Source organism: Vibrio astriarenae (assembly GCF_010587385.1).
Taxonomy (GTDB): domain Bacteria; phylum Pseudomonadota; class Gammaproteobacteria; order Enterobacterales; family Vibrionaceae; genus Vibrio; species Vibrio astriarenae.
Genome location: NZ_CP047475.1, coordinates 2,943,672 through 2,956,912, shown reverse-complemented (window position 1 = coordinate 2,956,912; position 13,241 = coordinate 2,943,672). Strand labels below are relative to the sequence as shown.

The window sequence follows — 13,241 nt, the reverse complement described above, 5'->3', positions numbered from 1 at the left end:
TTCACAAAAAGCCTTATTCGATATGGATTTGCGTGCATTTCAGTCACTTAAAACTAATTGACGATTTTAGTTGTTCAAAGGGAGAAATCTGCTACAATCCTCCGACAATTTTTAACCTAATTTCAGCTCTGCTCAAAAAAAGATCACGAAAATCCGCAAAAAGGATCTGTTCGGGTCTTGAGCAATGCTAGTCAAGTTAGTATAATGCGCGACCTTTGATAGCCTTGTATGGATTTTCCATAACGGTTTTTACCTCTAGATTCTGCTTTATTGAAATAGAGAGGTTCGGCCACCAAGGTTGATATCGAGCTGAAACGATTTGGAGAAGACATTCATGTCCCGAGTATGCCAAGTAACTGGTAAGCGTCCAGTAACGGGTAACAACCGTTCACACGCACGAAATGCTACTAAGCGTCGTTTTCTGCCGAACCTACAAACTCATCGTTTCTGGGTAGAGAGCGAAAAACGTTTTGTTAAACTACGTCTAACTGCTAAAGGCATGCGTATTATTGATAAGAAAGGCATCGATGCTGTTCTTGTTGATATCCGTGCTCGCGGCGAAAACGTTTAAGAGGAATTAAGCAATGGCTAAAGGCATTCGTGAGAAAATCCGTCTAGTATCTTCTGCAGGTACTGGTCACTTCTACACAACTGACAAAAACAAGCGTAACATGCCAGGCAAATTTGAGATCAAAAAGTTTGATCCAGTAGTTCGCCAACACGTTATGTACAAAGAAGCTAAAATCAAGTAATTGATTGCCTCTTTGCAGATTGTGTTAAAAACCCGGCTTTTTAGTCGGGTTTTTTATTGCCTAAAGAAAAGGTACAAGAAGAAAGGGCGCTTCGCTTCAAGGTTAAAGGTAAATGCGCGTTATATTTTAATTTACCTACACCAAAATGTTGCGAACTACTCGAAGGCCGATAAAATCCCTTGTCCCTTGTCCCTTGTCCCTTGTCCCTTGTCCCTTGTCCCTTGTCCCTTGTCCCTTGTCCCTTGTCCCTTGTCCCTTGTCCCTTGTCCCTTGTCCCTTGTCCCTTGTCCCTTGTCCCTTGTCCCTTGCCCCTTGCCCCTTTCACCTTTCCCAAAGATCCCGTAAAGTAATAAACATCAAAAGCTTATTCAGGGTGAGAGTATGCGGAACCAGTCAACCCAGCGCCAACGTCGTTGGAACAACATTCTAATCCTCGGCATCATTTCGTTTATGGTATTGATGAACGCCCCTAAGCTAATTCAAACCTACCTTATTGGTGAGCCAGAGCAGACTGAATCGGTCTCAACTGGCAACAAAAGCCAACTTCCAAGGCTCCTAGACCCCAACCATGCTGTTGAGGCCCTATACTTCAATGGAGCTGAGTTAAAGTGGGAGAATGGCCAATGGACATCAAACCTGAACACTCAAGATGTACCTATTCCTGAGCTCATTACACGGTGGCAATCTTTAGAAGGCACATTGCTTGAAAATGATATCTTCGATGCCATACGATCAAATCTAGGATCCCCAGAGACGATCGAAATCTGGTACCAAGGCGTAGAAGAACCACACCGAATCACCTTTTATCGAGGAGACGAGTTCTGGGTTTTCCAAAACTGGCAACAACAGTGGATCGCAATTTCATTCGAAGTTGACTACTTGATTCCATAAGTAAAGTTCGTCGCTGCAACTAAAAATCAGCAGCCCTGAACTAAAGCCTGATACCAGAGCAAAAGCTTGTCATCCAAAACAAAAGACCGTCATCCTGAACAAAAGAATGTCATCCTGAACTCGTTTCAGGATCTACCCAAAGCGAGCACAACCCCATGCCCGAACTACCCGAAGTCGAAGTCAGCCGCCTAGGCATCACACCACACCTGCAAGGCCAAACCATCGCAAAACTCACCTTCCGAGCCCCCAAACTACGCTGGGACATCCCACAGCAAGAGCTAAAAAAAATGGAAGGGCAGGTCATCACGAAAATCTCTAGACGAGCCAAATACCTGTTGATTGAAAGCAACGTCGGCAGCGCAATCGTCCATCTAGGCATGTCTGGCTCGCTAAGAGTCCTCGACGCTGACTTTCCTGCCGCTAAGCATGATCACGTCGATCTGCAGCTAGAGAACGGAAAAATCCTCCGCTACAACGACCCAAGACGCTTCGGAGCGTGGCTATGGTGTGAAAAAGGGCAATCACATCAGGTGCTGGAAAATATCGGCCCAGAGCCGCTGACAGATGAATTTAACGCTGATTACATCATCGAAAAAGCCAAGAACAAGCGAGTAGCTGTGAAGCAGTTCATTATGGACAACAAAGTCGTTGTGGGAGTAGGGAACATCTACGCCAATGAGTCTTTGTTTAAAGCGAAAATCAGCCCATTACGCCCGGCAAATAAAGTGACCAAGAAAGAGTGGTTGTTGCTGGTGGCTGAAATTAAAGCCACGCTTGAGACAGCGATTAGGCAGGGTGGAACCACACTCAATGACTTTGCTCAACCCGATGGCAAGCCAGGGTATTTTGTGCAGGAGTTACAAGTGTATGGTAAAGCGGGAGAACCCTGCCCAATTTGCGCCGAAGAAATTCAAGAGCAGAAAATTGGGCAGAGGAATACGTTTTATTGCAGAGAGTGTCAAAAAGACTAATAAAGGGGAGAGTTAACTACTCGCCGCGAACAAATCGAGTTGGAGCATGTGTAGAACGCAGGGTAAACAGATGACGAATGTTTTGGCTTAAGTTGAGTAGCATACTTTTGGCCTTGTTGAGCAATCGCATCGTCGCGACCGTGTAGTCTTTTTTCCCTTTTCTTTTCCTATCGCCGATTAATGAAGGTTTGTTTCCTCCCCATAGACCTGCTTGCCAGATACCAAACATGGGTTGTTTGTGAACCCAAACATTTCTCAAAAATACATCGACAGGATATAAGAACTCGTCACTGCTTTCCAAAAATGCTTTTGCCGCTTTGGGAGAGATTGCATAGGCAGTCGTGCATTGAGGAACTTTGAGAAACTTGACTAAGTCTTGGTTATCGTAGTTGTGGGTTGCATAAGAGAGAATTTTTCGCCCCGTATTTTCGAGTCGAATGTATCCACACTCATTGATATGCTCTTTTGTTATTTCAACCGATCTTTCAAAAGCTTCTACGTCGATATTTAGGTCATCTTCCAAAACTAATATCGGTTCATTTTCTTCGATACACTTTTGCCAAATGAGATAATGACTTGCATAGCAACCAAGTTCACCTATTGCCGCCTCGCGTCCCATACGGTAAGAGTATTTTCTTTTGTTGTAATTATCTAAAAGAGGATGTTGCGTGGTTCTAGCATCGACACCATAGAAAAACTCTAACTCTAGAGAGGTTTGACTCATTACTTGAGTGATGTGCTGCTGCCTGTCACCACAACCTTTTAAGGTTATACAGTAAGCTTTCATAATTGATAAAAAAGATGATAAAGAGTTGGGGAAGAGTACAGAGTGGAATTAGATATGTCTAGGTTGCATATCTTGGTTTAATACAATTTAGTCAATACATCAGTACAATATATAAATGCAAAGTCTAATTACTGGAGTTTTCTGAGAGCGCTTTACGATCAGTTTGCTCCATAACTTGAAAGTACAACTTCTCGTACATCTTGGATGCCACAGTTAAAGAAAACTTCTCAATGGTTTTGGAGCTGGCTTTGGCCATCGAATGAACTAAATCTGGATTATCATGTAGATAAGCAATGCTCTCGCATAAGCTTTGCGAACAGCCAGGCTGAGATAGAAGTCCGTTGTGCTTGTGCTGGATAATATCGGGAATACCGCCAGAGTTGCTACCGATAACGACAAGTCCTGCCTTCATACCCTCTAAAATGACAGAGCCTAGCCCCTCATTATAGGATGGGTGGACTTGAAGGTTTGCAGCTTTAAACCAGTCCCCCATATTTTCTTGTTTTCCTACAAATGTCACATTGTTTAGCCCAACCGCGAGAGATTGGAAGAAAGGCATGTCTTTACCATCACCCAACAAGCAAAAATGAATACTAGGATGAGATGTGGCTAATTTTTTAGCAGCCTCTATGGTTAAGTCAAAACCTTTATGCTTAAGCATATTCGCAGCTTGTATAATGATGAACTTGTTGCCAAACCTCTCTTTTATCTGCGAGACATTTGTGTCTGAAACAGGGTAGCTAACAGGAGAGCTAGGGATTTTGAGCACGTTTTGCTCAGGATTACACTCTAGCAAACGGTTAACAATGGTATTGCTCAGGCCGACAGTTGCTGACGCCTTCGAATAGGCATGTTTTGTAATCCACTTCTGGCTGATTACGTTATCAATGCGACGTGTGATGACATATGGAGTTTTGTACAAATAGTGGTTAATCAAACCCCAATAAGTGGCTTTGCCCTCATGTATATGGACGACATCAAATGAAGACGCTTTTTTAGTTAGATGCCCAAATACAAAATGCCTAACTGGGATAACACTACAGCTTAGAGTTGAGATTTTTTTATGGAGTTTGCTATTTGCTTTAACAACGACGGTTATGTCATAACCTAGCCCTATTTGGTGCTTTATGAGCTCATAAGTTTGGTTTTCACCACCGTTGAAATGAGTGGCTAGGTTTACGTGACAGATATGCATAGATTTTAGTTGTTTAGCCATCCTACTTACTTTCGTTTCAAAAGTTTCCATTTTTCTTTTGCAGACTTTTATAGATGTAATGCTTGGCAAAAAGTGCTCGAAAGTGAAGTTTTTGGTTTCGAATACCATCTAGCTCAGTATAGTGACACAATTTTGGTACAATACGAAGCAATATGTCATAGCCGCTTGTTGGATAGAGTTTATCGTGAAAAATATTGCAGTATTCGTCCCTCATAGAGACCAATTTGGGAACATTACGACACAATTACCGATGCTATGTGCTTTGAGAGAAGAGTACCCGTCTGCAGAAATCACTCTTTACAGTAAAACCGATAATAGCTCACTTCTGGCTTCGTGTGGTGTTGCTGATCACGTTGTGAACTACTCTTCATGGAGCACCCGAGCACTATTAAGTCACGTAAACTCAAAGAAGTTTGAGCAGGTGTATAACGTTTATTCGGGCTCAGAGCGAATACACTGTGTTGTCATGCTTTCAAATGCCAAGAAAAAGTATGGCTTCAGCAACTCTAAGTGGGTGCATCGATTTGGTAACTATGATCACCATATTTTCACGCAAAAAGGTAAGCAGTACATCGCCTTGAACAACCTTGAATTGGTGAATCAGGTTTCTCAAAAACAGTACGATACGACCATTATCGAGAAGTACGGCTCGCTGACCGAGATGAAGCCAAATAACGTTGTAGTGTTGCCTGGCGGTGGTGCTGGTGCCTTTAAAGTTTGGGATATTGAAAACTACTGTGAAGTTGTCTCTGAACTCGATAAGCAGTTTAATGGGCAAGGACAATATGCATTTACTTTTGTTTTAGGCCCTGATGAAGCAGAAAAACAGCAAGTTATTGAGAAACAGCTTGCTGGGTATGACAATGTTTATATTGCTCAGTCACCAAATATTACGGACCTGATTGCTTTGGCGTCGAAAGCCTCTTTGGTGTTATCCAACGACTGCGGCCCTTGTCATATTTTTCAGATGTTGAAAGCACCCATGATTATGGTCTGGGGTTGGCAAGAGATAAAAAATGGTTGGCGCTCTCCTTACCATGTCTTGACGGAATGGTACCTCGCTCATGATGCGTCATGGTGTGTATTTCCCGCCGAAGACAAAAAAAACATAAACGCTATCGTGCCAGAGCAGGTGACTGACATTGCGACCACTTACCTTGCTAAACAAAGCCTGTAATATCCGATATGTGTATGAGGTGGCTGCAGAAGTTTTGGCTTTCTGGTCATCTTTTATCTTAAAAGTGATATAATTTCACCAACTTGAATTCGAGATTTTGACTCTGTGAAATTAAAATACTATTTCAACTACTTCAAACGCCGTATGACCCCCAAGGCTCTCCTAAACTTGCGTAGGCGCGGTCTAGAAAAGAAGTATGTATCGCAGCAAGATTACATAAAGCAAAGAGTCGGCTACTACATCAAGCTAGATCGCTCTTTCAGGTTACCTAACGAAGCTGTATCGATAGGCCGGTTTAATCACAAAGGGCAGAGCCAATATGTTATCGATTTGATGTCGGTTATGCGCTTTTTTCCGGACACTTTTCGTTTTCTTTATCACTTTGGTGATGAAACACACATCGAGCCTTATCCCACTATTTTTAAGGCAAGACCAATCGATGGTGACAATGAAAACTCTATCATCATGAAACTGGTCACGTACCGTCACTTTAGATTTGTGGAAGATAAAAAAGATTTCGCGGACAAAAAGGACTTGGCGGTTTTCAGAGGGGCGGTAACCCAGCCTCATCGTATCCGTTTTATGGAGCAAATGTTCGACCACCCTCTCGTTGACGCAGGTCAGTCAAATCAATCAGACAGCCACCCAGAGTGGAAAAAACCATTTATGTCGGTTGAAGAGCAACTAGACTACAAATTTATCATCTGCTTAGAGGGCAATGATGTTGCCTCAAATCTAAAATGGGCGATGTCGTCTAACTCTGTTGTAGTTTCTCCTAAAATGAAGTTTGAGACTTGGTTTATGGAGGGCACTCTAGTGCCAGGCATTCACTATATTGAGGTTAAAGATGATTGGTCTGATCTCGAAGAGAAACTTAGCTTTTATATATCTAACCCCGATGAGGCAAGAAAAATAGTCAGCAATGCGCATGACTATCTCAAGCCCTTTAGAGATGAAGACCTAGAGGAGCTGGTTAGCATCAAAACACTTGAAACCTACTTTAGCCTCTCTGGGCAACTAACACGATAGTTATGAAGAAAATACTTGTTATAGGACCCTCTTGGGTTGGCGACATGGTTATGTCACAAGGCTTATACAAAGAGCTTGTTAAGCAATACCCAGATGCAAAAATTGATGTTTTGGCTCCTGGCTGGTGTAAAGCGATTTTAGAGCGAATGCCGGAAGTTAATTCAGCGATTGAAATGCCATTAGGTCATGGTCAATTTGATATAAAAACACGGTATCAATTAGGTGTTGGCTTGAGAAAAGCGCAGTATGACTTGGCCTTTACTCTTCCCAACTCAGCCAAGTCGGCGTTAATCCCGTGGTTTGCTAAAGTTCCCAAAAGAGTGGGCTGGAAAGGCGAAATGCGCTTTGGTTTGCTTAACGATATTCGAACCAACAAAAAGTCTTTTCAGTATATGCTTGAGCGTTATGTCTCACTGGCTCACCCCAAGCATCTAATGACAGGAACGGGATGTTTAGGTGAGTTGGAGGATTTGCCCTTTCCTGAGCTAACTCTCTCACAGAGTGCTCAACAAGCGCTGTCAGAAAAGTTTAATCTTGACGTCACTCGCCCTATCATTGGCTTATGTCCTGGCGCAGAGTTTGGCCCGGCGAAACGATGGCCCGAGCAACACTTTGCTGTGGTAGCTAATCAGATGATAGAAAAGGGTTATCAAGTCGCTCTGTTTGGCTCTGCGAAAGACAAAGAAGTCACAAGTAAGATTGTTGAACTGATTAATCCGGAGAACGAGTCGTCTGTGCGAGACTTAGCTGGTGAAACGAGTTTACTCGAAGCCATTGATTTGATTGGCATGTGTAAAACGGTCATTAGTAACGATTCTGGGCTCATGCATGTGGCAGCTGCGGTAGGTTGTAATGTTGTTGCCATTTATGGTTCAAGCTCACCTAAATATACGCCTCCACTCACGAGTAAACTTGCAGTGTTGAATACGGATATTGAATGTCGACCATGCTTCCAAAGAACGTGTCCGAAAAAACACTTGAACTGTTTAAATGAGTTGCCTCCTACTCGTGTCATTGATGCCATTAATAACTTTGACCTGATTGTTCGAGGCTCATAACACCCATGCTTGCTCGCTGGCTATATACCTTAGTTCTCTTTTTGCTGAGCCCTGTTCTACTTTGGGGTTTGTACCGAAAGCGGTCTAACAAACCTAGTTTTAATCAACGTTGGGTTGAGCATTTTGGCTTTACTCCTCAGCTGTTTGGTTCGAAGCGCCCTGTTATTTGGATTCATGCGGTATCAGTGGGTGAAGTGTTAGCAGCGAAGAGGTTGATTGCTGATCTCGTAAAAAAATACCCAGAGAAGTTGGTGCTCGTTACCACAACGACGAGCACGGGGGCTGAGCAGGCTCAAAAAATTGAGGGTATCGAGCATAGGTATATGCCGATTGATTTTAGTTGGTGTGTGAAAAACTTTCTTAAGGTGGTTGACCCACAAGTATTGTTGATTATTGAAACGGAACTGTGGCCAAATACAATCAACGCTGTCGCTCGAGCGAAAGTACCTATTGTGTTAGTCAATGGACGGCTATCTGAGAAATCATTGAACAACTACCAAAAAATTCAGCCTCTTATTCGCCCCCTTCTCAAGCAAATTGATCTCGTATTAACCGTTGGGGAGCGTGATAAACATCGCTTTGAGAAATTGGGTATAGCCACTGACAAAGCGCTGTCTACTGGCAACTTAAAATATGATGTAAGAGTCCCTGAACATGCTCAGCGAAATGGCGCCGAACTGAAGAGGCTTTTAGGTGAAGATAGAAAGGTCTTAGTCGCTGCAAGTACACACCAAGGAGAAGATGAGATTGTACTCAAGGCTTTTATGCAGGCGAGGCAATCCATACCCGAACTTTTGCTGATATTAGTCCCTCGTCATCCTGAGCGATTTGACGATGTCGCCGCCTTAATCAGTAGCAATAATCTAAAGTATGTTCGCAGAACTCAACAGGAAAACGAACTCGACCTTGATGTCTACCTAGCTGACACGATTGGGGAGATGTTTACTTTCATGTTCGCCGCAGACTTGGTATTGATGGGAGGGAGCTTTATTGGAGACAAAGTCGGAGGACATAATTACATCGAGCCATTAGCCGCTTCTAAACCATGCTTGACTGGACCGAGTTACTATAACTTTCAGGAAATAGCAGAAGATTTGATTGAATTAAATGCACTGACTGTAGTCTCAGAAGATAACCTTAGTGATACAATTGTCACCCAATTGCTCGCGCCGACTGTTCAAACGCTTACCCCAAATTGGGCTGCCTATATTGACAGTAAAGCAAGTTCAATAGACAAGACAAAAGCTTATATAACGAGATACCTTCAATGATACATAGATTAGACACCTCTCTTAAGTGGTTGTTTTTTGCTCTTCCCACAACCGCTTTTATGGGGCATAAATTTCTGGTCATTAATGCAGTCCTGATCTTCTTGGTTTCTTTAACGCGGATGACTAGGGATGCATTCCAAAACAATGCCTTCAAACCTTTGATCTATGCATTCTTGCTGACGATTCCTTTATCAATACCTCATGTCATTATCGATGGGGGGAGGATGGCTGCTCTTGATACACCTAGTCGTTACCTTTTGGTTGCTATTATGGCGATGGGTCTTAGTCAGTTTCGCGTAAGCCTTGACTGGTTTTATAAGTCTTTTATGGCAGCTTCAATCGTCTCTTTTATCCTTTTCCCGATCTATTGCCACTTGTATCTGGGAACGGACCGTTACTTTACAGAGCTTTTTGGAAAGCATGTCTATGTTTTAGCCGTTGCCTACTATTCGATTATTGGAATGTTGGTGTGTGCTTGTGCTATCCGTTCATATTTAGGGCGAGGGCAAACTAAATGGGCTATATACGCCGCAATGTGTTCAATACTATTTTTCATCACCTCATTTCTATCGGGCTCGAAAGTATTGCTGGTATCATTGCCCATTTTGGCACTGATAGTTGCCTTGAGCGTGCTGCAGTTAGAAAAGTCTCAACGACCTAAAGTCTATTTAGCAAGTTCTATTGTGATCGTTGCTTCCATTGTATTTTTTCCTACCACTACAATGTTTGAGCGAATTGAAAGAGATGTTGAAAACATAAATCTTGATACTACTACATCAACTAATGCGCGTATTGAAATGTTAAAAAGTGGCTACCATACGTTCATTGAAGCACCTTTGTTTGGTATGGGCTATGAGAAGCGTAAAGAGTTCAATAACAAGCTGTATGATGAGGGGGTGATATTTTTCCCTTACCTCGAAGATGGTAAACACTCACTACACAATGAATACGTGAATGCGCTAGCCAAGAAAGGAATCATTGGTTTCATACTAGTGAGTCTGTTATATCTTGCTCCGATCTACTGTGCGTACAAGCTGCGTGAAAACAATGGTGATGTACTGTTACTCATCACCGTTTTTGTTGGGGCCTTTGTTTGCATTGGAGCAACACAAGCGCCACTGTTTGGCTCTAGTACATCGACATACTACGCCATCATATCTCTCTTTATTCTACTCACCCTGCGTAGGGGCGCGGTATCCAGCCAGTAAGGCATCTATTTGAGAAGAGTGATATTGGATAGCCCCTTTTTCAGCTTCTTTTTTGAAAGAGCGAAATAGACGGTCCATATTACTCTTCTTCCAATGATCACCTGAATGAAAATAGCATTTGTCAAAATCAATAATCCATACCGCTCTCGATGCATCAATTAAGATATTGTGGATGTTGAGATCCGTGTGGTTTACCCCGACATCATGCATCTTTCTGATCTGCTCGCCAATGGCGTAAAAGTCCACTTCAGTTTCTATTGGCTTACCTAACAGGGTATAGAGGTCCTTCGCGCCTGAAATTCTGCCAGTAATGATATCTGCGGTGTATGTGATTAAACCTTGAGTGACCTTTGCGGCAACCGGAGAAGGGACATTCACTCCCGCATCTGAAAGGCGTTGAAGAATCTCTAGTTCTTGATAGCTTCTGGTCCGTTTCAAACCCAGGTTTAAGTAACTGTCTCTAACCAACTTGCCAAAAAGGCCACCTCGTCGATAGTGACGAATCGCAAACTCTCCTGCTAAACCTCGAACAAACCAAGTTGTACCTCTTCCCTGAGCTGAGCCGACAACCGCCTCTTGGTTTTTCCAAAAGTTCATATCAAAGGCACACTCAACCTCTTCGGTGAGAAGGTCTGGGTTATACCAGTAATGAGTGTTGTTGACTTGTTTGTATTTCAGCATGATTTTTTGAGTAGCAGAAAGGGTTTGTGGCATACTAGCGCATAGTGAATGCTCAAAGCTAGCCCATTTAAAATGACTCAAATAATGAACTGTAAGCGCATCTTAGTGTTAGCAACACATTGTATCGGAGACAGTCTTCTTGTGACGACTCTGACACGTAGCCTGCGTCGAAAGTATCCCGACGCCCAAATTGATGTGCTAGTGACCCCAAGAGGACGGCTCATATTTGAGCTTAACTCTGACGTTAATCAAGTCATCGATTTTCCTCAGAGACCAAAGCCAAAAGACTACTTTCAGTTTTTGCGTCAGTTCGGTCGATATGACTTGGTTGTCAACGAGCGAGTGACCGATAGAACCGCGATTTATTGTTTGCTGTTTGGACGTTTTCGTTTAGGGGTGGTTGATGAACATTTCGGTGGAGCTTGGTTTAAGAAGCGCATCTACAACCATCATATTTTAGAGCGTCAAAACAATGAGCACAAAATGAGCCGTATGGCGAGAATGCTGGATAAAATTGACGTAGAGATTGAGCCTCTGCTTGTGGCTCCGCAAGAAGCGCTGCCTAAGTCAGTGGTTGAGCAACTTCCATCGCAATACCTTGTAGTGCATGCGCCCTCGTCAAATGAAATCAAGCAGTGGCCAGTTGAACATTGGCAAGAGACCCTCTCGTTATTACTTGAGAGCGGTTACCATATTGTGCTTACCGGCGCGCCGTCGGAGCGGGATACGAACATAGTAAATTCTTTGGTCTCTTACTTTCCCGATCAAAGCCGACTCGTCAGCCTGCTAGGAAAGTTATCTTTGCCGCAAACAGCGACCCTGATTAAGCAGAGCTTGGGTTTTGTCGGGCCAGATAGTGGCCCTGGCCACCTTGCATCGGGCTTTCCAGTCCCCATTATTTCTGTAATCAGTGTCGCACCGGCAAGTAAGTGGTCTCCTTGGCCTTATGAGATGCCTGTTGATCGTTCGACAAACTTGTATCACAACCGAATTCCTGTAAAACAGGTCCACAACAATGTTGCTGTTTTGCAGTCTGAAAGGGATTGCGTGCCATGTGATGGTAGCAAGTGCAGGATCAGTGATGGCATATACTCACCTTGCTTGACGGATATCACGCCAAAGCAGGTGGTGGAGACAGTGAAAGAAATGGTCCCTTTAGGAGATGAATCAGGTGAATAAACCTCATCCTAAGTCGATCTGTATTCTTCGCTTATCTGCCATCGGTGACGTCTGCCATGCGTTATCGACGGTGCAACTTATTCAGCGTACCTTTCCCAATACTCAAATTACTTGGATCATGGGTAAGGTTGAGGCACAGCTATTAGGAGACCTACCTGGAGTCAATGTGGTGGTTTTCGATAAGTCGCTTGGCCTAAAGGGTATGCAGTCGGTTTGGAAGCAATTATCAAACCGTCGCTTTGATTACCTGCTGCACATGCAAGTGGCGTTGAGAGCCAGTGTTTTGACACTGGGCATCAAAGCGAAGGTCAAATTAGGTTTTAGCTGGAAAAGAGCCAAAGAGGGGCAGTGGCTGTTTACTAATAAAAAGCTGCCTGCAACGCATGCAGAGCATGTTTTAGATAACTTCAACCAATTTGCTCAATACTTGGGGTGTCCAGACGCTGAGCCTAGCTGGCAAATTCCAACATTACCTGCCGATGAACTGATTTTAAACCCGCTTCCTCAACGCTATATCGTGATCAGTCCAGCGGCGAGTAAAGATGAGCGCAACTGGCTTGTCGAAAGCTATGCTGAAGTCGCTGACTACGCAGTAGAGAGAGGTGTTGGTGTCGTTCTTTGCGGTGCGCCCACCGAGAGAGAGCAAATACTGGCAAAGGCGATTCAATCGAAGGCTAAGAATGACCTCGTGAATCTCGTTGGTCAAACAACCCTAAAGCAACTCTGTGTTGTGCTGAGAAACGCTCAATGTGTTATCGCGCCAGATTCTGGTCCAGCTCATATCGCAACTACACAAGGGACACCTGTCATCGGCTTATATGCTCACAGCAACCCTAAACGAACGGGGCCATACAACGCCTTAGAAACCGTCGTGTCAGTTTACGAAGATGTCGTGAATGAGCAGTTTGGAAAACCAGCAAAAGATCTTAAATGGGGCACGCGAGTGAAGGGTAGCGACCTGATGGCACGAATTCCCACTGAGAGAGTCAAGCAGGTACTACAGCGCTTTATCTAGCTTGAC

Annotated in this window: 14 protein-coding genes; 11 read left to right on the top strand and 3 right to left on the bottom strand. The window is 43.6% G+C overall.

Annotated features, from left to right (window positions below; genetic code table 11):
- Nucleotides 1-334: 334 nt before the first annotated feature.
- The 4 genes from rpmB (at nt 335) to mutM (ending at nt 2,614) form a co-directional block, all read left to right on the top strand.
- Nucleotides 335-571: a 50S ribosomal protein L28 gene (gene rpmB, locus GT360_RS13710; RefSeq protein ID WP_004728407.1), complete on the top strand. Its 237-nt coding sequence runs from the start codon at nt 335-337 to the stop codon at nt 569-571.
- Nucleotides 572-584: 13 nt separating this feature from the next.
- Complete coding sequence (gene rpmG / locus GT360_RS13705) at nt 585-752, top strand: 50S ribosomal protein L33 (protein WP_002535344.1); 168 nt, start codon at nt 585-587, stop codon at nt 750-752.
- A 381-nt stretch (nt 753-1,133) separates the two neighbouring features.
- Nucleotides 1,134-1,643 (top strand): hypothetical protein, encoded by a 510-nt coding sequence (locus GT360_RS13700; RefSeq protein WP_164649384.1) that lies wholly within the window; start codon nt 1,134-1,136, stop codon nt 1,641-1,643.
- Nucleotides 1,644-1,798: 155 nt separating this feature from the next.
- Complete coding sequence (gene mutM, locus GT360_RS13695) at nt 1,799-2,614, top strand: bifunctional DNA-formamidopyrimidine glycosylase/DNA-(apurinic or apyrimidinic site) lyase (protein ID WP_164649383.1); 816 nt, start codon at nt 1,799-1,801, stop codon at nt 2,612-2,614.
- Between the two features lie 16 nt (nt 2,615-2,630).
- Here mutM and GT360_RS13690 read toward each other — a convergent pair whose 3' ends face one another.
- Together GT360_RS13690 and GT360_RS13685 are read right to left on the bottom strand one after the other, a co-directional pair.
- A complete protein-coding gene (locus GT360_RS13690; protein WP_164649382.1) occupies nt 2,631-3,401 on the bottom strand; it encodes a glycosyltransferase family 25 protein in 771 nt (256 codons plus the stop codon).
- A 124-nt stretch (nt 3,402-3,525) separates the two neighbouring features.
- Nucleotides 3,526-4,617, bottom strand: coding sequence for a glycosyltransferase family 4 protein (locus GT360_RS13685; RefSeq protein ID WP_239502562.1), 1,092 nt, complete (start codon nt 4,615-4,617; stop codon nt 3,526-3,528).
- 184 nt (nt 4,618-4,801) lie between these two features.
- Here GT360_RS13685 and GT360_RS13680 point away from each other — a divergent pair, with 184 nt between their 5' ends.
- From GT360_RS13680 to GT360_RS13660, 5 genes are all read left to right on the top strand, one after another.
- A complete protein-coding gene (locus GT360_RS13680; protein WP_164649381.1) occupies nt 4,802-5,794 on the top strand; it encodes a glycosyltransferase family 9 protein in 993 nt (330 codons plus the stop codon).
- A 105-nt stretch (nt 5,795-5,899) separates the two neighbouring features.
- A complete protein-coding gene (locus GT360_RS13675) occupies nt 5,900-6,823 on the top strand; it encodes a glycosyl transferase family 90 (protein WP_420825428.1) in 924 nt (307 codons plus the stop codon).
- Nucleotides 6,824-6,825: 2 nt separating this feature from the next.
- Nucleotides 6,826-7,881, top strand: a complete 1,056-nt coding sequence (gene waaF / locus GT360_RS13670; RefSeq protein ID WP_164649380.1) for a lipopolysaccharide heptosyltransferase II — start codon at nt 6,826-6,828, stop codon at nt 7,879-7,881.
- A gap of 5 nt (nt 7,882-7,886) precedes the next feature.
- The gene (waaA, locus tag GT360_RS13665) at nt 7,887-9,152 is read left to right on the top strand and encodes a lipid IV(A) 3-deoxy-D-manno-octulosonic acid transferase (protein WP_164649379.1); all 1,266 of its coding nucleotides are present in this window, start codon (nt 7,887-7,889) and stop codon (nt 9,150-9,152) included.
- Nucleotides 9,149-10,360, top strand: coding sequence for an O-antigen ligase family protein (locus GT360_RS13660; protein WP_164649378.1), 1,212 nt, complete (start codon nt 9,149-9,151; stop codon nt 10,358-10,360). Before waaA ends, GT360_RS13660 begins: the two co-directional genes overlap by 4 nt.
- Here GT360_RS13660 and GT360_RS13655 read toward each other — a convergent pair.
- On the bottom strand, nt 10,322-11,041 hold the full coding sequence (locus GT360_RS13655) for a 3-deoxy-D-manno-octulosonic acid kinase (protein WP_164649669.1): 720 nt from the start codon (nt 11,039-11,041) through the stop codon (nt 10,322-10,324). The two genes, GT360_RS13660 and GT360_RS13655, sit on opposite strands and share 39 nt — an antisense overlap.
- Nucleotides 11,042-11,125: 84 nt before the next feature.
- Here GT360_RS13655 and GT360_RS13650 point away from each other — a divergent pair, with 84 nt between their 5' ends.
- Complete coding sequence (locus tag GT360_RS13650; protein WP_164649377.1) at nt 11,126-12,220, top strand: glycosyltransferase family 9 protein; 1,095 nt, start codon at nt 11,126-11,128, stop codon at nt 12,218-12,220.
- Nucleotides 12,213-13,235 (top strand): glycosyltransferase family 9 protein, encoded by a 1,023-nt coding sequence (locus tag GT360_RS13645; RefSeq protein WP_420825427.1) that lies wholly within the window; start codon nt 12,213-12,215, stop codon nt 13,233-13,235. Before GT360_RS13650 ends, GT360_RS13645 begins: the two co-directional genes overlap by 8 nt.
- Nucleotides 13,236-13,241 lie beyond the last annotated feature (6 nt).